The sequence below is a fragment of the Micromonospora parathelypteridis genome, assembly GCF_014201145.1.
Lineage (GTDB): Bacteria > Actinomycetota > Actinomycetes > Mycobacteriales > Micromonosporaceae > Micromonospora > Micromonospora parathelypteridis.
On sequence record NZ_JACHDP010000001.1, the window covers coordinates 296,302 to 314,726 of the forward strand.

14 protein-coding genes are annotated in these 18,425 nt (G+C 71.0%); 8 read left to right on the top strand and 6 right to left on the bottom strand.

Translation table 11 applies throughout. The features are described 5' to 3' along the window. Positions 1-7: 7 nt before the first annotated feature. Positions 8-1,429, top strand: coding sequence for an aldehyde dehydrogenase family protein (locus HNR20_RS01320; protein ID WP_184175661.1), 1,422 nt, complete (start codon positions 8-10; stop codon positions 1,427-1,429). A 173-nt stretch (positions 1,430-1,602) separates the two neighbouring features. Next, positions 1,603-2,436: a helix-turn-helix transcriptional regulator gene (locus tag HNR20_RS01325; RefSeq protein WP_184175663.1), complete on the top strand. Its 834-nt coding sequence runs from the start codon at positions 1,603-1,605 to the stop codon at positions 2,434-2,436. Positions 2,437-2,524: 88 nt separating this feature from the next. Here HNR20_RS01325 and HNR20_RS01330 read toward each other — a convergent pair whose 3' ends face one another. Beyond that, the gene (locus HNR20_RS01330) at positions 2,525-3,001 is read right to left on the bottom strand and encodes a hypothetical protein (protein WP_184175664.1); all 477 of its coding nucleotides are present in this window, start codon (positions 2,999-3,001) and stop codon (positions 2,525-2,527) included. Positions 3,002-3,292: 291 nt separating this feature from the next. On the opposite strand from HNR20_RS01330, the gene HNR20_RS01335 reads away from it, so the two are divergent. Continuing rightward, positions 3,293-5,551, top strand: a complete 2,259-nt coding sequence (locus HNR20_RS01335) for an esterase-like activity of phytase family protein (protein ID WP_229687395.1) — start codon at positions 3,293-3,295, stop codon at positions 5,549-5,551. 153 nt (positions 5,552-5,704) lie between these two features. After that, positions 5,705-7,318 (top strand): ricin-type beta-trefoil lectin domain protein, encoded by a 1,614-nt coding sequence (locus HNR20_RS32040; RefSeq protein ID WP_184175670.1) that lies wholly within the window; start codon positions 5,705-5,707, stop codon positions 7,316-7,318. Positions 7,319-7,380: 62 nt separating this feature from the next. On the opposite strand, the gene HNR20_RS01345 is transcribed toward HNR20_RS32040, so the two are convergent. Both HNR20_RS01345 and HNR20_RS01350 read right to left on the bottom strand, forming a co-directional pair. Continuing rightward, positions 7,381-9,915, bottom strand: a complete 2,535-nt coding sequence (locus HNR20_RS01345; RefSeq protein WP_184175672.1) for an ABC transporter permease — start codon at positions 9,913-9,915, stop codon at positions 7,381-7,383. Beyond that, complete coding sequence (locus HNR20_RS01350; protein WP_184175675.1) at positions 9,912-10,670, bottom strand: ABC transporter ATP-binding protein; 759 nt, start codon at positions 10,668-10,670, stop codon at positions 9,912-9,914. The genes HNR20_RS01345 and HNR20_RS01350 overlap by 4 nt, the downstream gene beginning before the upstream one ends. 146 nt (positions 10,671-10,816) lie before the next feature. Here HNR20_RS01350 and HNR20_RS01355 point away from each other — a divergent pair, with 146 nt between their 5' ends. From HNR20_RS01355 to sthA, 3 genes are all read left to right on the top strand, one after another. Next, on the top strand, positions 10,817-12,016 hold the full coding sequence (locus HNR20_RS01355) for a sensor histidine kinase (protein ID WP_184175677.1): 1,200 nt from the start codon (positions 10,817-10,819) through the stop codon (positions 12,014-12,016). After that, positions 12,013-12,651: a response regulator gene (locus HNR20_RS01360; protein WP_184175680.1), complete on the top strand. Its 639-nt coding sequence runs from the start codon at positions 12,013-12,015 to the stop codon at positions 12,649-12,651. Before HNR20_RS01355 ends, HNR20_RS01360 begins: the two co-directional genes overlap by 4 nt. A 91-nt stretch (positions 12,652-12,742) precedes the next feature. After that, positions 12,743-14,146 carry a Si-specific NAD(P)(+) transhydrogenase gene (gene sthA / locus HNR20_RS01365; protein ID WP_184175683.1) on the top strand — a complete coding sequence of 468 codons (1,404 nt, stop codon included), beginning with the start codon at positions 12,743-12,745 and terminating at the stop codon, positions 14,144-14,146. Positions 14,147-14,149: 3 nt separating this feature from the next. On the opposite strand, the gene HNR20_RS01370 is transcribed toward sthA, so the two are convergent. After that, on the bottom strand, positions 14,150-14,542 hold the full coding sequence (locus HNR20_RS01370; RefSeq protein ID WP_184175686.1) for a MerR family transcriptional regulator: 393 nt from the start codon (positions 14,540-14,542) through the stop codon (positions 14,150-14,152). 43 nt (positions 14,543-14,585) lie between these two features. Here HNR20_RS01370 and HNR20_RS01375 point away from each other — a divergent pair, with 43 nt between their 5' ends. Further along, entirely contained in the window at positions 14,586-15,320 is a 735-nt protein-coding gene (locus HNR20_RS01375) for a methyltransferase domain-containing protein (RefSeq protein ID WP_184175688.1), read from the top strand. 134 nt (positions 15,321-15,454) lie between these two features. Here the strand turns inward: HNR20_RS01375 and HNR20_RS01380 are convergent, their stop codons facing one another. Continuing rightward, positions 15,455-16,870, bottom strand: a complete 1,416-nt coding sequence (locus HNR20_RS01380; protein WP_184175691.1) for a glycoside hydrolase family 10 protein — start codon at positions 16,868-16,870, stop codon at positions 15,455-15,457. 37 nt (positions 16,871-16,907) lie between these two features. Then, positions 16,908-18,296 (bottom strand): extracellular catalytic domain type 1 short-chain-length polyhydroxyalkanoate depolymerase, encoded by a 1,389-nt coding sequence (locus tag HNR20_RS01385; RefSeq protein WP_184175693.1) that lies wholly within the window; start codon positions 18,294-18,296, stop codon positions 16,908-16,910. Positions 18,297-18,425: the final 129 nt, after the last annotated feature.

An 18,425-nucleotide genomic window follows, 5' to 3' on the forward strand; every position in this document is an offset into this window, starting at 1 on the left:
TCGGTCCATGACACCTTCCACGCACACCGTCACCGGCCACTGGATCGGTGGCGAGATCGTCGCCGGCGCCGCCGGTACCCTTCCCGTCGTGAACCCGGCGACCGGCGAGGTCGTCGCCGAAACCCCGGCCGGCACCGCCGCTGACGTCGATCGGGCCGTGGCCGCCGCCCGGGCGGCCTTCCCCGCCTGGGCAGCGACCACGCCCCAGCACCGGGCCGAGGTGCTGCGTCGCCTCGGTGCCGGCCTCGGCGCCCGGCAGGAGGAGATCGCCCAGGCGATCACCGCCGAGATGGGCTCGCCGATCGGCATGTCCCGCACCGCCCAGGTCGCCTTCCCGGCCGCCGTGGTCGAGTCGGTCGCCGGGCTGGCCGAGGACTTCGCCTGGACCGAGGAGATCGGCACCTCGCTGATCGTCCGCGAGCCGATCGGTGTGGTCGGCGCGATCACACCGTGGAACTTCCCGCTGCAGCAGATCGTCTCCAAGCTGGCGCCGGCGCTGCTCGCCGGGAACACGATGGTCTTCAAGCCGTCCGAGAACGCCCCGCTGACCGCGCGCATCCTCGCCGAGGTCGTCGCCGAGGCAGGCGCGCCGGCGGGTGTGTTCAACGTGGTGTACGGCACCGGCGCGGTCGTCGGCGAGGCCATCTCCGCCCACCCGGACATCGACATGATCTCCTTCACCGGCTCCACCCGGGCCGGGAAGCGCATCGGCGCGGTGGCCGCGCAGACCGTCAAGCGGGTCGCGCTGGAGCTGGGTGGCAAGGGCGCGAACATCATCCTGGACGACGCCGACCTGCCCGAGGCGGTCAACCGAGGGTTGATGATGTCGTTCACCAACGGTGGCCAGGTCTGCGGCGCATGGCCACGGATGCTGGTGCCCGCCTCCCGCCAGGACGAGGTCGTGGCGCTGGCCGTCGAGGCCGCGAAGCAGTACACCGTCGGCGACCCGACCGATGAGACAACCCGGATCGGCCCGCTGGCGTCCGAGGCGCACCGGCAGAAGGTCGTCGGGTACATCGAGCAGGGCATCGCCAGCGACGCCCGGCTCGTGTTCGGCGGTCCGGACCGGCCCGAGGGCCTGACCGGCGCGTACGTTCAGCCCACGATCTTCGCCGACGTGGATCCGACCTCCGCGATCGCCCAGGAGGAGATCTTCGGCCCGGTCCTGACGATCATCCCCTACGCCGACGAGGAGGAGGCCGTCGCCATCGCCAACGGCACGCTGTACGGCCTGACCAGTGGGGTCTTCGGCGAGCCGGAGCACGCGCTGGCGGTCGCCCGGCGCCTGCGGGTGGGCCAGGTCGACGTGAACGCCGGTCACTGGAATCCGCTCGCCCCGTTCGGCGGCTACAAGCAGTCCGGCAACGGCCGCGAGTTCGGCCGCTTCGGCCTGGACGAGTTCCTGGAGACGAAGTCCATCCAGCGTTGACCCACCGGACGGCTCCGACCCCGGCCCGCGCCCGTCGGGTCGGGGCGGTGCCGTCCCCGCCGCCAGCGCGATCTTGCAAGGTTCGTGCCCGCGAGGCGGAACACCTCGGCTGGGCTCGCCTGTTGCATTCGATGTGCCGGTTCACCCGCCGGCACCCACTGATCGGAGACGCCGTGGACCGCGCCCAGCTCGCCAGCTTCCTGCGCACCCGCCGCGAGGCGCTGCAACCGGAGGACGTCGGTTTGCCCCGGGGTGCGCGCCGGCGCACCGGTGGGTTGCGGCGCGAGGAAGTCGCCACGTTGAGCGGTATGTCCACCGACTACTACAGCCGGTTGGAGCAGCAGCGGGGGCCGCACCCCTCCGAGCAGATGCTCGCCGCCCTGGCCCGTGGCCTGCGGCTCTCCCTGGCCGAACGGGACCACCTGTTCCAGCTCGCCGGCCACGCCGTCCCCCACCGGACGGTGCGGGCCGACCACGTCAACCCAGGAATGATGCGGATCCTCGACCGGATGCACGACACCCCGGCCCAGGTGGTCAACCATCTCGGCGAGACCCTGGCGCAGACCGCGCCGGCCATCGCCCTGCTCGGCGACGAGACCCGGCACACCGGTATGGCGCGCAGCGCACACCACCGCTGGTTCACCGACCCGACGGCGCGGCGGCTGCACCCCGCCGAGGACCACCAGACGCGGAGCCGCCTGCTCGTGGCGAACCTGCACGCCTCGTACACCCGCGACGGCCGAGGGTCGCGGGCGGCGGCGCTCGTCGACGACCTGCTGACCAGGAGCCCGGAGTTCGCCGAGCTGTGGCGGGAGCACCCGGTGCCGGCCGGCTACTGCCCGCCGAAGCGCTTCCTGCACCCGGAGGTCGGGGCGCTGGAGCTGCACTGCGAGACGCTGGTCGATCCCGACCAGTCGCAGACGCTGCTGGTCTTCACCGCGGTGCCCGGGTCGGAGAGCGACGAGAAGCTGCGGCTGCTCTCGGTCATCGGCGGCCAGCTCGCCTGAACTGATCAGCTCCGCAGGAACGCCAGCAGTGCCGGGCCCGGCGGTCCGGCCCGACCCGAGATGACGCCGAGCCGGGCCGGACGTGCCGTCACATGTAGGTCAGGCTGATCCAGAAGGCGCCGGCGGAGGCCGCGAGCAGACCGCCGAGCGTGCCGCCCATCAGGACCAGTGCGGGGGCGAGCCGAAGACGGATACGCAGTAGGAGGTACACGCCGATGGCGAGGATGAAGGCGATCACGGCGAGGTAGAGCACAAACAGGGCACTCACGGTGATCACGATCGTCGCGCCTGCGGCGAGCAGGGCCGCCCGCCGGGCACCGAGCTCGCGACGGAAGACAAGGTGGGTGACCGCGCCGCTGAAGAGGGCGACGAACACCAGCACGGCGGGCAACGCGAGTCTGGCGAGCAGGAGCATGAGCAGGAAGCTCGCGGCGAGGACAGCCGCCACGCCAACGGCGGCCAGAGCAGCTCGTTGTGCGCCGCGCTCACGCAGCAGAACCAGGTAGGCAACGGCGCCGCCGAATACGACCGCACCACCAATAATGATCACAAGATTCAGGTCCACGGTTTTCCTTCATCGGGGAGGCGAGCGGTCGTCGTCGTGCCAGACGCTTGGCCCGGAATTCCAGCCTGACGGCCGCAGCCCGCCACTCCGGAACCCCCGCCGGAACAGGGCATGAACACGCGCGCACCACTTCCACACGGACCCGAACCACCATGCACCCGTGAGGTGACGACGGACAGGATCGTGCACTGGCTGTTCAGGCGACGTTCCGGTGGGGGTTCCACTGTGGTGAGCGGCGGGCGATTGCATCGGCCCGGCGGTATCGACCGCCGACTTGATGCTGGAGGCAATGTGCGTACCACTTCCACAAGGGCCCGGGCCGTCGCGTCGGTCGCGGCGGCGATCTCGCTGCTCGCGGCGGCGCCGGCACTCGGCGCGCCGACGCACCAGACCCCGGGGCACCCGAACACGGGGGCGAGCTGCGCGCCGGACGCGTCGCTGCTCGGCTTCACCGATGCCCTCGACAAGACCACCTTCCGGGGCAGCCCGGTCGCCGGCCTGTCGGCACTGGCGTTCACCCGGCCCGGACGCGCTCTCGCGCTGGTGGACAACATCGGCACCACTCCCGCCCGGGTCTACGAGCTGGGCCTGGACACCGACCGGCGCGGAGTGGACGTGGGTGTCCGCGACGTCACCACGCTCACCCGCCCGGATGGCACGCCGTACACCGGGGCGGACTTCGACGGTGAGGGCCTCGTCGCCGAGCGCGGCGGGGCCACCGTCCTGGCCAGCTCGGAGCGGGAGCCGTCGATCCGCCGGTTCCGGCTCTCCGACGGTCGCGAGATCGCCTCGCTACCGGTACCCGCTCGGTTCCAGGTCACCCCGGCCGGCGAGGCCGCGGTCAACCAGACCTTCGAGGCGCTGGCGACCACCCCGGACCACCGGGTGCTCTACGCCGGCATGGAGGGTCCGCTCGCCGCGGACGGCAGCGACGCCGAGGGGCGCGGCCGGAACCGGATCATCCGGTACGACGGCCGGGAGGGCGGCACGTACGCCCCGACCGCCCAGTACGCCTACCGCACCGACCCCAACCTCAGCCTGGTCGAGCTGATCGCGCTCGGCGACGACCAACTGCTCGCCCTGGAGCGTGGCTTCACCAGCGGGGTGGGCAACACCGTCCGGGTGTACCGGGTCTCCGCGACCGGCGCGCCGGACGTCTCCGCCGTGCCCACCCTGTCGACGGCGACCGACCCGCGGTCGTGGCTCGGCAAGGAACTGCTGGTCGACATCGTCACCTGCCCGCCGTCCGGCGCGACCACCAAGCAGCCGCAGCCCAACCCGCTGCTGGACAACATCGAGGGTGCCGCGCTCGGTGGCAACCTGCCGGGCGGTCGCCGCGAGCTGTACCTCATCTCCGACGACAACGGCAGCGCCACCCAGACCACCCGGGTGTACTCGCTGTCGGTGAAGCTGCGGCCCCAGGTGACGCTGCGGGACCGGGCGCTGCTGTCGGCGACCGCGTACCAGCCGGGCCCGATCTCCGGCACCCAGCTCTCCACCAACCCGGTCAACGGGATCACCGCCCCCTTCCCCGGCCAGCCCGTTCCCGGCTTCTCGGCGGTGATCCCGGCCCAGCCGGGTGACCGCTCGGGCAAGCGGCTGCTCGCCATGCCGGACAACGGTTTCGGCGCGAAGACCAACTCGGCCGACTTCCTGCTGCGGGCGTACGAGATCGAGCCGGCCTACCGTAGCCACAAGGTCACCATTCGGGGGCACATCAGCTTCCGCGACCCGGACCACAAGGTGCCCTTCCCGATCGTCAACGGCAACACCCGGGATCGGCTGCTGACCGGCGCCGACTTCGACATCGAGTCGCTGGCCCGCGACGCACGCGGCAACCTGTGGATCGGTGACGAGTTCGGCCCGTACCTGATCCGCACCGACATGACCGGAAAGGTGCTGCAGGCGCCGATCCCGCTGCCGGACGGGACCAAGTCCCCGCAGTCGCCGGATCTCGCCCCGGGCGAGACCCCGACGCTGCGCGCCAGCAACGGCTTCGAGGCGATGGCGGCCAGCGCGGACGGCTGGACCCTCTACCCGATCCTCGAAGGTGCCCAGGTCAACGACCCTGACCAGCGGCGCCGGGTCGTCTACGAGTTCGACGTACGGCACAACCGGTACACCAACCGCACCTGGTCGTTCCGGGTGGACGACCCGTCCCTGCTGGTCGGAGACGCGGCGGTGCTCGACGGCCGGCGGTTGCTGCTGATCGAGCGAGACAACGGCATGGGCCAGCAGTCGCTGGTCAAGCGGTTGGTGGTGACCGATCTGGACGAGGTGGGCGCGGACGGCTACCTGCCGCGGCGCACCGCGGTCGACCTGATGCACATCGCCGACCCGACCGGCGTCTCCACCCCGGCCCGCCCGGGTGAGTACGGCGTCGGCCCGCTCTTCTCGTTCCCGCTGCAGTCGGTCGAGTCCGTGCTGCCGCTGGGCGGTGACCGGGTCCTCGTGGCCAACGACAACAACTTCCCGGGCAACGACGGTCGCGTCCCGGGGCGCGCGGACGACACGGAGCTGATCGTGATCGACGTGCCTGGCCTGCGGTAACCCGATCGAACCGGGTGGCCCTCGGCGCGCGGCGTCGGGGGCCATCCGCGTTCATGGCGGTCGTCGGTCCACGACACGCATTGATATCGATGCGTGTGACTGTAATAATTAACACACTTTACAGTTGGCTTCGCCGCTCGGAAGGACCCCGACATGGCGCGACGATTGGCCGGGCTTGCGCCCCGCCGCCCCCGCATCCGTTTGACCGCCGCGCTCGCGGTGACCGTGCTCGCCGTACCGACAAGCCTGCTGGTTGGCGCCTCGCCCGCCACGGCGGCCGCGACGGGCGCCATCACGGGGTACGGCGGCAAGTGCGTCGACGTGGCCGCCGCGAACCCGGCCAACAGCACTCAGGTCCAGCTCTACACCTGCAACGGCTCCGCCGCCCAACAGTGGACGGTGGCCGACGACGGCACGATCCGGTCGCTCGGCAAGTGCCTCGACATCGCCGCCGCCAGCACCGCCAACGGCGCGCGCGTGCAGATCTACGACTGCAACGGCACCGGCGCGCAGCAGTGGTCGCCCAGCGCCGGGCAACTGGTCAACCCGACCTCCGGCAAGTGCCTCGACGCGACCGGCCCCAGCTCCGCCGACGGCACACCCCTGCAGATCTGGAGCTGCACCGGCACCGCCAACCAGACCTGGACGTTGCCCACCGGCGGTGGCACGACGCCACCTCCCTCCGGCGGCTTCACACACCCCGGCGTGCTGGTCAGCCGGGGTCAGCTCGACTTCGTCCGCGGCCGGGTGCAGGCGGGCGCGCAGCCGTGGGCGTCTGCCTACAACCAGATGATGGGCAGCCGGTACGCCTCACTGTCGCGCACCCCGGCGCCCCGTTCGGTCGTCGAGTGCGGGTCCTACTCCAACCCCAACAACGGATGTACCGACGAGCGGGAGGACGCGATCGCCGCGTACACCGACGCGCTCGCCTGGTACATCACCGGCGACGCCCGGTACGCGCAGAAGTCGATCCAGATCATGGACGCCTGGTCGGCCACGATCACCGCGCACACCGGCAGCAACGCCCCTCTGCAGACCGGGTGGGCCGCCTCGGTCTGGCCCCGGGCCGCCGAGATCATCAAGTACACGTACACCAACTGGCCCAACGCCAACCGCTTCGCCACCATGCTGCGCAACGTCTACCTGCCGGTGGTGCGCAACGGCTCGAACAGCAACGGCAACTGGGAGCTGACCATGATGGAGGCGGCCGTCGGCGTCGCCGTCTTCCTGGAGGACCGGTCCGCCTACGACGCGGCAGTCACCCGCTTCCTCAACCGGACCCGCGCCTTCGTCTACCTGCCCAGCGACGGCGCGCTGCCCTACACGGTGCCCGGCAGCGGTCTCGACACCAGCTCGGAGATCATCGGCTACTGGCAGGGCCAGTCCACCTTCGTCGCCGGCCTCGCGCAGGAGACCTGCCGCGACTTCGTCCACACCGGGTACGGGATCTCCGCCATCTCCCACGTCGCCGAGACCTCCCGCATCCAGGGACGGGACCTGTATCCCCAGGTCGGTGAGCGGCTGCGGCAGGCGCTCGGCTTCCACTCGCGTTACCAGCTCGGCGAAGCGCCGCCCTCCTGGCTCTGCGGCGGCAGCCTCACCCGTGGCCTCGGCCCGATCACCGAGGTCGGCTTCAACGCGATGAGCACCCGGCTGGGCAACGTCATGACCAACACGCAGACCCTCACGCTGCAACAGCGCCCCGCCGGCAGCAACAACCTCTTCGTCGCCTGGGAGACCCTGACCCACGCCAACAACCCCAACTGAGCACGCCGTCGCGGGTCGGCGCCGAGACGCCGGCGCCGACCCGCGATCCAACGGGATGACGTTCAGCCGTCAGCGCCCAGCGCCACCACCGGGCTCACCCGCGACGCCCGCCGCGCCGGCAGCACCCCGGCCAGCGCGGTCAGCACGACCAGCGCCACGAAAAGCCCGACGAGCGGCAGCACCGGCACGGTCAGCGGTGCGTTGATCCCGAGGGTCTGGACCGCCAACCAGGCGTACGGGACGCCGAGCAGCAGACCGATGGTCGCCCCGATCACCCCGTAGAGGCCGGACTCGACGGTCAACATGGTGCGCAGCCCGGTCCGGGACAGGCCGATCGCGCGGAGCAACCCCGACTCGCGTACCCGCTCGACCACCGAGAGGGCGGTCGTGGAGCCCACGCCGACGACCGCGATCAGCACGGTCAGGCCGACCAGGCCGACCGCGATCCAGACCAGGCTGCTCACCAACGTGTCGTTGCGGTCGCGCTCGTCGGCGAGCACCGCGAGGCCCACCCCGTCGCTGTCGCCGATCGCCTGCCGCAGCGCCCGCACGCCGGCGGTGCGGCCGTCCTCGCCGGAGCCGGCCGCGTCGGCCAGCAGACCGGTGTACGCGGCCGGCACGCCGAGCCGGTCCAGGTCGGTCCGGTCGATGAGGATGCCCGCGTGCAGCGGGCCGTCACCGGGCAGGACCGCGGCCACCCGCACGTCGAGCCTGTGCGCAGCGACGGCAACCGTGACGGTGTCGCCGGCCCGCAGACCGGTTTCCCGGGCAACCCAGCTGTTGAGCACGATCCGGCCGGGGCCACGGTCGGCCAGCGTGCCCTGTGCCGTGTCCAGATCGCCGGTGCTCGGCAACGCCGCCAGGTCCAGGTCGTTCGTCGGATAACCGGGCTCGACGTCACTGAGTTTGTCGGCACCGCGCATCAGCGTGACGTTGTCGATCCGCCGGTACGGCACCACCCGGGCCAGCGCGCCGCGCGCCGCCTCGGCCCGGCTCACCACGGCGGCGGGAAGTGTCCCGCCGTTGCTGGTGACCTCGAAGTCGGTCGGCGCCGAGAGCGCCATCTCGCGGTCGGCCAGGATCTGCAGCGACGCGCCACCGATGACCACCCCGGAGATCAGGGTCACGCCGAGCGCGACCACGACGGAGACGGCGGCCGCGCGGCGCGGCGCACCGCCGATCCCGCCGACCGACATCCGCCCGAGCGGTCCGAGCTGGCGCAGCGGCCAACCCACCACGGCCAGTACGGGACGCACCAGCAGCGGCCCCAGGGCCACCAGCGCGAAGAACGCCAGTGCGCCGGACCCGACCAGCAGGAGCAGCGGCATCGACGGGTCGTAGTCCGACTGCTCCGGCTTCGGCAACTGGCTGATCGTCCCGACCGCCGCCAGGACCGCGCCGACGGCCAGGAGCAGCCCGAAGACCAGACGCGCCACGCCGATGCCGCGCCGGCCGGCGGTGGTGCTTGCCGCCCGCAGCGCCTCCAGCGGGGAGACCCGGGCGGCCGAGAGCGCCGGTGCCAGCACGGCCAGCACGGTGATCACGACGGCGCCGAGCACCACAGTGACCGCCTCCGCCAGTGGCAGGCTCGGCGAGGAGACCGCGCGCCCGGTGGAGCGCAGGATCGCCGGTAGCGCGTACCCGAGGGCGAGGGCGCCGGCGACCCCGACGACGCCGGCGATCAGCCCGGTCAGCGCTCCCTCGGCGGTCAACGCCCCGACCAGGGTGCCCCGATTCGCACCGACCGCACGCAGCAGTGCGAGCTGCCGCATCCGCTGGGCGAAGACGATACGGAAGGTCGAGGTGACCACCAGCGCTGCCGCGACGACCGCGATCGCGACGAAGATGCCGACCAGGATGAAGAGTTTTCCGACCTCCGCGGCTGCCGCGTTGGCCTCCGCCTGGCGCACCTCGGCGCCGGAGCGGATCGACTGGCCGGCCGCGAACGCCGCGCTCACCCCTTGGCGGACGGCCTCCACCGACTCGCCGGGGGCTGCCCGCACATCGACGCGTTCCACGGCCGTCAGATGCGCCCAGGACATCACGAAGCTGTCCGGGGCGTACGCGTCGAAGCCGGCGTCGGCCGGGGTTTCGACCACGCCGGTTACGGTCAGCCGGGTGGGTGTGGTGAGTTCGCCGCCCGTGCCGTTGGTCGTGGTGCCGACCGAGAGCCCGAGCCGCTCGGCCGTGCGCGGAGTGATCGCGATCTCGCCCGGGCCGTCCGGGTAGCTGCCCTCGATCACCCGGACCGCGGTAAGCGGGCCGGTACCGGGGTCGGCCTGCAGGTTGAGGTACCCCTCGCCGACGGACACCCCGATCGTCACCCGGCCCACCGCCTCGGCCACACCGGGCACGGCGCGGACATGCTGCAACTCCGTCACGGTGGGTGGCGGCTGCTCCGGGCTGCCGATCACCAGATCGGTGGCGGACGGGGTACCGCTGAGGTTGTCCCGCACGGTCCGTTCGGTGATCTCCTGCACCAGCACGGTGCCGAAGACGACGAAGGAAGCGACCAGGATCGCCAGACCGGTGAGGATCAGCCGGCCGGGCCGCCGGGCGGCGGCGCTGGTCTGGGTGCGCAGCACGGTCGCCCTCATGCGCCCGCCGCCAGATCGCGCAGCGCGTCGGTGACCGACCCCTGGTCCGGCTTGTCGATCTCGCCGGCGACCCGTCCGTCGGCCAGCAGCACCACCCGGTCGGCGTACGCGGCGGCGATCGGGTCGTGGGTGACCATGACGACGGTCTGGCCGAGGTCGCGTACCGAGTCGCGCAGGATGGTGAGCACCTCCGCCCCCGAGCGGGAGTCGAGGTTGCCGGTCGGCTCGTCAGCGAAGACCACCTCCGGTCGCGCCACCAGGGCGCGGGCCAGCGCGACCCGCTGCTGTTGGCCGCCGGACAGCTCGCTGGGCCGGTGGGCGAGGCGGTCACCGAGGCCGAGCACCCGCACCAGGTGTTCGAGGAGCTGCCGGTCGGGCTGCCGGCCGGCGAGATCCAGCGGCAGGGTGATGTTCTGCGCGGCGGTGAGCTGCGGCAGCAGGTTGAAGGACTGGAAGACGAACCCGATCCGCTCCCGGCGTACCCGGGTCAGTGTCCGGTCCGACTGGCCCGTCAGCTCGGTCCCGCCGAGCAGGACACGGCCGGAGGTGGCCGTGTCGAGGCCGGCGAGGCAGTGCATCAGGGTCGACTTGCCGGACCCGGACGAACCCATGATCGCGGTGAACTCGGCCCGGCCGAAGCCGACCGAGACCCCGTCCAGGGCACGGACCGCGGTCTCGCCGCTGCCGTACACCTTCACCAGGTCGACCGCGGCGACCGCGGCGTGGCTGGTCTCCGGCGGGGCGTGGGTTGTCATTGTTCCTCCAGTGGCTGCGATGTGACCCGGGAAGCGTCGCCGTCACCGGCGGTTGGGCGCATCGGTCCGGGGCCGGGTATCGCCGGCGCGGGGTCTGCCTTTCGGCCGACCTGCCATCGCCGCGTGGCTGGCTACGCTGGGTCATCATGAGCACGCCGGATCTTCGTCGTTGGTGGGTACGTCTGGCCCAGGCCGCCGGACTGCTGGCCATCGGCCTGCTCGCTCTGTTCGACCTGCGGTTCAGCACGTCCGTGGGGATGACCCCGGTTGCCCTCCTGCTCGTGCTGGTGCGGATGGGGCTGGCGGTGGCGACGGTGCCGCTCTGGCTGCCGATGCACCGGCTGGGTTCCCGTTGGCTGCCGGCGGCCGCGTTGGCGCTCGCCACCACCTCGCTTGCCGTGACCGCGGCGATCCGGGTCGCCAGCAACGGCAGCTACCTGCTCGGCGGCAGCTGGGGCCTCGCCGAGTCGGCCGGACTGCTCGGGGTGGTCTTCGTGGTGGCCCGCTGGGGCGCGCCGCGGCTCGCCCCGTGGGCGGCGGTGGCCGCCGGGCTCGCGGTGGCCGCGTTACCGCTACGCGTCGGCACCGAAAGCCTTCTGGTGATCTTCGGCCTGCTCCAGGTGCTCGCCGCGGCCGGCGCCGCCGGGGTGGGGCTCTACCTGCGCATCGTGGCCGCCGGCCGGGAGCGGGCCATCGCGCTGGTCCGGGCCGAGCAGCGTGCCGAGTTCGCCCGTGACCTGCACGACTTCATCGCCCACCACGTCACCGGCATCGTGGTGCAGGCGCAGGGCGCCCGGTTCGTCGCCGAGCAGGACCCGCAGCGGGTGATCGTCGCCCTGGAGCAGATCGAGCGGGCCGGCGCGGAGACGATGGCATCGATGCGGCGGATGGTCGGGATCCTGCGCAATCCAGACGCCCCGCCGGACGCACCGCTGGCTCCACTGGCAGGGGTGACCGAGCTGGAGCCGCTGCTCACCGGGTTCAACGGCGCGGCGAACGCGCCGGCACGACTGCACGTCGACGGCGACCTGGACGGGCTGCCGGTGGAGGTCTCGACCTCGGCGTACCGGGTGGTGATGGAGGGGCTGACCAACACCCGCCAGCACGCGCCGGGCGCCCGATCCGTGGACGTGGCCGTGCGACGTACCCCGGATTGGTTGTTGGTCCGGGTGGCCGACGACGGCACGGCCGGGCGCACCGCGCCGGCCCGGGGGCACGGCTTCGGCCTGATCGGTCTCACCGAACGGGTACGCGCCCTCGGCGGCACGATCACCGCCGGCCCCGGCATCGCCGGCGGCTGGGTGCTCGATGCGGCGTTCCCGCTGCCCACGGCGGTGGGACGATGATCCGGGTGTTGATCGCCGACGACCAGGCGATGGTCCGCACCGGCTTCGGCATGATCATCGGTGCGCAGTCGGACATGGAGGTCGTCGGCGAGGCCGCCGACGGGGTGGTCGCCGTCGAGTTGGCCCGGCGACTACGCCCGGACGTGGTGCTGCTGGACATCCGGATGCCGCGCCTCGACGGCCTCGAAGCACTGCGGCTGCTCGCCGGGCCGGGCGTCGCCGACCCGATCCGGGTGGTCGTGGTGACGACCTTCGACCTCGACGAGTACGTGCACACCGCGCTCTCCAACGGCGCCTGCGGCTTCCTGCTCAAGGACTCCGGGCCAGCCCTGCTGGTGGAGGCGGTCCGCGCGGCCGTGTCCGGTGACGCGCTGATCAGCCCATCCATCACGGTACGGCTGTTGGAGCACCTCAGTTCCCCCGCCCCGGTGCGCGGCGACACCGGGCTGTCACCACGGGAACTCGACGTCGTGAAGCTCGTCGCCCGGGGCCTGACCAACGCCGAGATCGCCGCCCAGCTCTTCATCGCCGTCGGCACGGTCAAGACCCACCTGGCGAGCGTGCAGATGAAGCTCAAGGCCCGCAACCGGGTCGAGATCGCCGCGTGGGCCTGGGAACGCCGCCTCATCGGCTAAATCCGCGGCGGCCCAACTCTGTGGTGGCAGACGAATAACGCTCGACTCCGGGGTCTGGCGCCGGCCACGACATCTTGCGACGCTAACGCTCGTGTATGACTACGACCTGTTGGTGCTGGGCTCCGGACCCAGCGGTCAGAAGGCCGCGATCGCTGCCGCCAAGCTCGGCAGGCGAGTCGGCATCGTGGACCGCCGCGACATGATCGGTGGGGTGTGTATCAACACCGGCACCGTCCCCTCCAAGACGCTGCGCGAGGCCGTTCTCTATCTGACCGGGCTCAGCCAGCGTGACCTCTACGGCAGCAGCTACCGGGTCAAGGATGAGATCACGGTCAGCGACCTGGCGGCCCGGACCCAACACGTGATCACCCGACAGACCGACGTCATCCGCAATCAACTGGCCCGCAACCGGGTCGCGATGATCACCGGTACCGGGCGCTTCGCGGACGCGCACTCGGTCTGGGTCGACAGCGGCTCGGGTCGCGAGTCGAGGGTGACCTTCGACAAGATGATCATTGCTGCGGGCACTCGCCCGGCCCGCCCGGACAGCGTCGACTTCGACGACCGGACGATCGTGGACTCCGACGGCGTCATCAACCTCCAGGCCGTACCCCGCAGCATGGTCGTGGTCGGCGCCGGCGTGATCGGCATGGAGTACGCGTCGATGTTCGCGGCGCTCGGCACCAAGGTGACAGTGGTGGAGCGCCGTGACCGGATGCTCGAGTTCTGCGACGACGAGGTCATCGAGTCGCTCAAGTACCACCTGCGCGACCTGTCCGTGGCGTTCCGCTTCGGCGAGGAGGTCGCCGCCGTGGAGAAGCACCAGACGGCCGCGCTGTGCATCCTCAAGAGCGGCAAGAAGATCGTGGCGGACACGGTGATGTACTCGGCCGGCCGGCAGGGCCAGACCGACGACCTGGCGCTGGAGGCCGCCGGGTTGGAGGCGGACCGACGTGGCCGGATCAAGGTGGACGCCAACTACCGCACGACGGTTGACAACATCTACGCGGTCGGCGACGTGATCGGCTTCCCCGCGCTCGCGTCCACCTCGATGGAGCAGGGCCGGCTGGCCGCCCAGCACGCCTGCGGCGAACCGATCCGGGAGATGCACGGCCTGCAGCCCATCGGCATCTACACCATCCCGGAGATCAGCTTCGTCGGGCAGACCGAGGCGCAGCTCACCGACAACTCGACACCGTTCGAAGTCGGCATCGCGCGTTATCGGGAGCTGGCCCGCGGCCAGATCGTCGGTGACTCGTACGGGATGTTGAAGTTGCTCGTCTCCCCCGAGGACGGCCGACTGCTCGGAGTGCACGTCTTCGGCACCGCCGCCACCGAGATCGTCCACATCGGGCAGGCGGTGATCGGCTGCGGCGGCACGATCGACTACCTGGTCGACGCGGTGTTCAACTACCCGACGCTGGCCGAGGCGTACAAGGTGGCCGCCCTGGACGCGTCCAACAAGATCCGCAACATCACCCGCATCGACGGCTAGCCCCTACCCCCTACCCCCGACCTCCACCAGCTCCGCCAGGTGGGTGCGGTAGTTCGGGCAGGTCGAGATGTCCTCGTGTGAGCAGTTCAGCCCGGCCTCAAGCAGATCTAGCGCCGACCGCAGCGCCGCCATCCTGGCCTGCAGCGCGCCGTGATTGCGGCGCAGCACGTCCTTGCGGGCGGCCGGGTCGCCTGCGACGAGGAACGCTCGAATGTCCGGCAGCGGCAGGCCGGCCTGCTTCGCGCGCAGGATCGAGGCCACCCGGAACAGGTCGTCGTGGGTGTAGCGGCGACGACCGCCGGTGACCCGGGCGGGGCAGAGCAGGCCCACCGATTCCCAGTGCCGCAGTACGTGCGCTGGTAGGCCGAAGTGGTCGGCCACTTCGCCGATCGTCATCGGGCTTGACTTCATGTCGACATTAAGGCCGACCATGGCGGGCATGTCCAGTCTTCTAGCTTTCCTCGATGCCATCGAGAGCGAGCCTGCGGCCGTCGAACTGCGCGCCCGCTCCTACGAGTTGCTCGGCGACCTCACTGGCCGAACCGTCGTCGACGCCGGCTGTGGCAGTGGCCGCGCCGTCGCCGAGCTGGCCGAGCGCGGAGCCCACGCCGTCGGCGTCGACCTCGATCCCGAGATGATCGCCGTGGCCCGGGAGCGCTGGCCTGCCGGCGAGTTCCATGTCGGCGACGCCGCCGAACTGCCGCTCGAAACCGGATCGGCCACCTACTACCGGGCGGACAAGGTGTTGCACGCGCTCGACGACCCGGCGCGTGCCGTGGCCGAGGCCCGGCGGGTGCTCGCACCGGGCGGTCGGGCCGTGCTGCTCGGTCAGGACTGGGACATGATCGCCATTGACTCGGACGAGCCGGAAGCCACCCGTCGGCTGGTCCACGCGAAAGCGGACTCGCTCCCGTCGCCGCGCATCGCACGTAGGTATCGCAACCTGCTGCTCGACGCCGGGTTCACCGACCCGATCGTCGAGGTGCACACCGCTGTGCTCATCGGCGACACCGCGCTCGACCTGTTGAAACGGATCACCGACGACGAGACCTGGCTCGCCGAGCAGGCCGACCGCGCTCGCGCGAACCGGATCCTCGTCGTCGTACCAATGTTCCTGGTCGCCGCCCAGACCCAACCCCCACCCCCCACCCCCACCCCCACGAGCCCCAAGTGATCAAGAGATTTGCGTCAGCCGTCCCGGAGTGTCGTGACGGAAACATCTTGATCACCGCGGGAGGGGGGGGTGGGGGTGGGGGTGCGGAGGGGCGGTGCGGGGGCGGGGGCGCCCCCGCACCGGCCGATGATCCGTTAGCCTGCCGCGCAGGTTGGGCTGAGGCTGCCGGCGGTGCCGTTGGCCTGGAAGCCGAACTCGGTGGACTGCCCGGCGCCGACCCGGCCGTTGTAGGCCACGTTCGTCCAGTTCGTCGTGCCGGTGTTACCGCTGCGGTTGGCGCTCCAGGCGTTGGTGACCGTCGCGCCTGACGGCAACCCGATCGTCACCGTCCAGCCGTTGAGAGCCGACGATCCGGCCGTGACCCGTACGTTCGCCACGAAGCCGCCCGTCCACTGGTTCACCGTCACCGTCGCGGTGCAGCCACCCTGCCCCGGAGGCGGGGTCGTGGGTGGAGGAGTCGTGGGCGGAGGAGTGGTCGGCGGCGGAGTGGTGGGCGGAGGGGTCGTGGGCGGAGGGGTGGTCGTCGGAGGTGCGGTGCCGTTGTTGAGCGCGGCGAGGACCGCGTCGTAGGCCGGCTTCTTCGCCCCACTGTTGTCGAACAGCAGCGGGGTCTGCGAGGCCCGCCACGAGTCACTGTCGCGGATACCCCACACCGTGATGCCGTTGCAGCGAGCCACCGCGAGGCAGTCCTCCACGACGCTGCGGTAGGTGGCCGCCGACGCGCCCTGGATGTCCAGCTCGGTGATCTGCACATCCACACCCAGCGCCGCGAAACTCGACAACGTGGTGCGGTAGTTACTCACGTACGGCGAGTCGTTGTTGAAGTGCGACTGGAAACCCACACAGTCGATCGGCACGCCACGAGCCTTGAAATCGCGCACCATGTTGTAGACGCCCTGCGTCTTGGCGTGGGTCCAGTTGTCGGTGTTGTAGTCGTTGTAGCAGAGCTTCGCAGTCGGATCCGCGGCATCCGCGGCCCGGAACGCCGCCTCGATCCAGTCATTACCCGTCCGCTGCAGGTTCGAGTCACGACGGCCGCCGGAGCTGCCATCGGCGAACGCCTCGTTCACCACGTCCCACGCCACCACCTGACCCCGGAAGTGGGTCGCCACCTGCGTCACGTGGTTGAGCATCGCCTGCCGCAACGCGCTGCCGCTCATGTTCTGCATCCAGCCGGGCTGCTGCGAGTGCCAGGCCAAGGTGTGGCCCCGCACGCTCATCCCACGGCTCCGTGCGTGGTTGACGATCTGGTCCGCCGCGCCATAGCTGAACTGATTCTGCTGCGGTTCGGTGGCGTCGATCTTCATCTCGTTCTCGGGCGTCACCGAGTTGAACTCACGGTTCAAAATCGTCGTGTACGCGCTGTCGGAGAGCTTGTACGCCGCCACCGCCGTACCGAAGTACCGACCCTTCTCGGCGGCGGACGCGCCGAGCGTGGTGCCGGCGGAGGCGGGTGCCGTCGCGAACAGCGCCATGCCGGCGGCGAGAGCACCCGCGCCGGCCAGCGCGAGCGCGGCTCTCGATGCCGCCCTCCACTTCGTCCTTGTCATCGTGCGACTCCTTCTGTGGTGGTGGATGGGAAGGGGGTCAGGCCACCGAGCAGGCGGCACCGTTCAGGGCGAACGACGAGGGTTTGCCGGTGCCGCCCTCATGGGTGGCCTGGAAGCCGATGCCGACCGACGTGTTCGGGGCGATGGTGGCGTTGTAGGAGACGTTGCGGGCGGTCACCGCGCCGCTGGCCGGGGCGTACTGGGCGTTCCAGCCGTTGGTGATGCGCTGTCCGGTGGGCAGCGTGAACGCCAGCGCCCACCCGTTCACGGCGGCGGTACCGGTGTTGGTGATGGTCACGCTCGCGGTGAGCCCGTTGTTCCAGGCGTTGACCGTGTAGCCGACCCGGCAGGCGCCCGCGCTGGGTGGCGGCGTGGTCGGCGGTGGCGTCGTCGGAGGCGGCGTGGTGGGCGGTGGCGTGGTGGGCGGTGGAGTCGTGGGCGGTGGAGTCGTGGGCGGTGGAGTCGTGGGCGGTGGAGTGGTCGGCGGTGGTGTGGTGGGCGGCGGCGTGGTGCCGTCCAGCCCGAAGAAGCGGATGACCTGCGCCGCGTCGACCGGCAGGTTGTGCGAGACACCCTGCATGCTGATCGCCTCGACCGGAGCCATCGGGCCGCTGCTGCCGTACCTCGTGCGGGTGTAGCCGGACTGCGGGGAGTCGGTGTACGTCGGGGTCTGGCTCAGCCCGTGCACGTTGGTCCACTGCTTGACCTGCTCGCCGAAGTTCGGGTAGCGCAGTGTCTCGTCGTTGGTGCCGTGCCAGATCTGCATCCGTGGTCGCTGGCCGCTGTAGCCGGGGTACGCCCCGCGGACCAGGTCGCCCCACTGCTGCGGGGTCTTGATGAGCTGCCCGTTCGCGCACTCGCTGTTCCACTCGGAGCTGCCCCCGGTGGAGAAGCAGCTGAACGGCACGCCGGCGAAGGAGGCGCCCGCCGCGAACACGTCCGGGTAGTCACCCAGCATGACGTTGGTCATCATCGCCCCGGACGACGTGCCGGTGGCGAAGATCCGCGCCGGGTCGACGGCGTAGCGCTGCCGCACGTAGTCGACCATCGACATGAGCCCGACCGGATCGCTGCCCCCGCCACGGCGTAACGCCTGCGGCGAGTACACGTCCCAGCACTTGCTGCTGCGAGTGGCCGACGGGTAGATCACGATGAAGCCGTACCGGTCCGCGAGGGACGCGTACTGGGTGCCGGAGTGGAACGCCGGGCCCGTTCCGGTGCAGTAGTGCATCGCGAGCAGGACCGCCGGCCGTGCGGCCACCCGGTCCGGGACGTAGAGGTGCATCTGGAGGTTGGTGGGGTTGGTGCCGAAGCCGGTCACCTGGGTCAGCGTCGCCGCCGACGCCGGTGTGGCGAACGTCAGCGCGGCGGCGGCCAGCGTCAGGGCCGCCATGACGGCGCCGAGCATCCTTGTCTTGAGTGTCATCGTTCGCGATCCCTCGTGGACATGGCGCATGGAAGGGGAGTAAGTCGAGGACTGCCCTTCGCCCGACCCTGACCGCGGCTCGCGTGACCAAGTCAGCTTCAATCGAGAATGCTCGATTGTCAAGACTTC

Excerpts from the sequence above, each read along its gene's own strand:
- HNR20_RS01370 (WP_184175686.1), bottom strand. The coding sequence starts at position 14,542 with ATGACGATCGGCGAAGTGGCCGACCACTTCGGCCTACCAGCGCACGTA.
- HNR20_RS01320 (WP_184175661.1), top strand. The coding sequence starts at position 8 with ATGACACCTTCCACGCACACCGTCACCGGCCACTGGATCGGTGGCGAG.
- HNR20_RS32040 (WP_184175670.1), top strand. The coding sequence starts at position 5,705 with ATGGCGCGACGATTGGCCGGGCTTGCGCCCCGCCGCCCCCGCATCCGT.
- HNR20_RS01360 (WP_184175680.1), top strand. The coding sequence starts at position 12,013 with ATGATCCGGGTGTTGATCGCCGACGACCAGGCGATGGTCCGCACCGGC.
- HNR20_RS01355 (WP_184175677.1), top strand. The coding sequence starts at position 10,817 with ATGAGCACGCCGGATCTTCGTCGTTGGTGGGTACGTCTGGCCCAGGCC.
- HNR20_RS01345 (WP_184175672.1), bottom strand. The coding sequence starts at position 9,915 with ATGAGGGCGACCGTGCTGCGCACCCAGACCAGCGCCGCCGCCCGGCGG.
- HNR20_RS01375 (WP_184175688.1), top strand. The coding sequence starts at position 14,586 with ATGTCCAGTCTTCTAGCTTTCCTCGATGCCATCGAGAGCGAGCCTGCG.
- HNR20_RS01380 (WP_184175691.1), bottom strand. The coding sequence starts at position 16,870 with ATGACAAGGACGAAGTGGAGGGCGGCATCGAGAGCCGCGCTCGCGCTG.
- HNR20_RS01385 (WP_184175693.1), bottom strand. The coding sequence starts at position 18,296 with ATGACACTCAAGACAAGGATGCTCGGCGCCGTCATGGCGGCCCTGACG.
- HNR20_RS01350 (WP_184175675.1), bottom strand. The coding sequence starts at position 10,670 with ATGACAACCCACGCCCCGCCGGAGACCAGCCACGCCGCGGTCGCCGCG.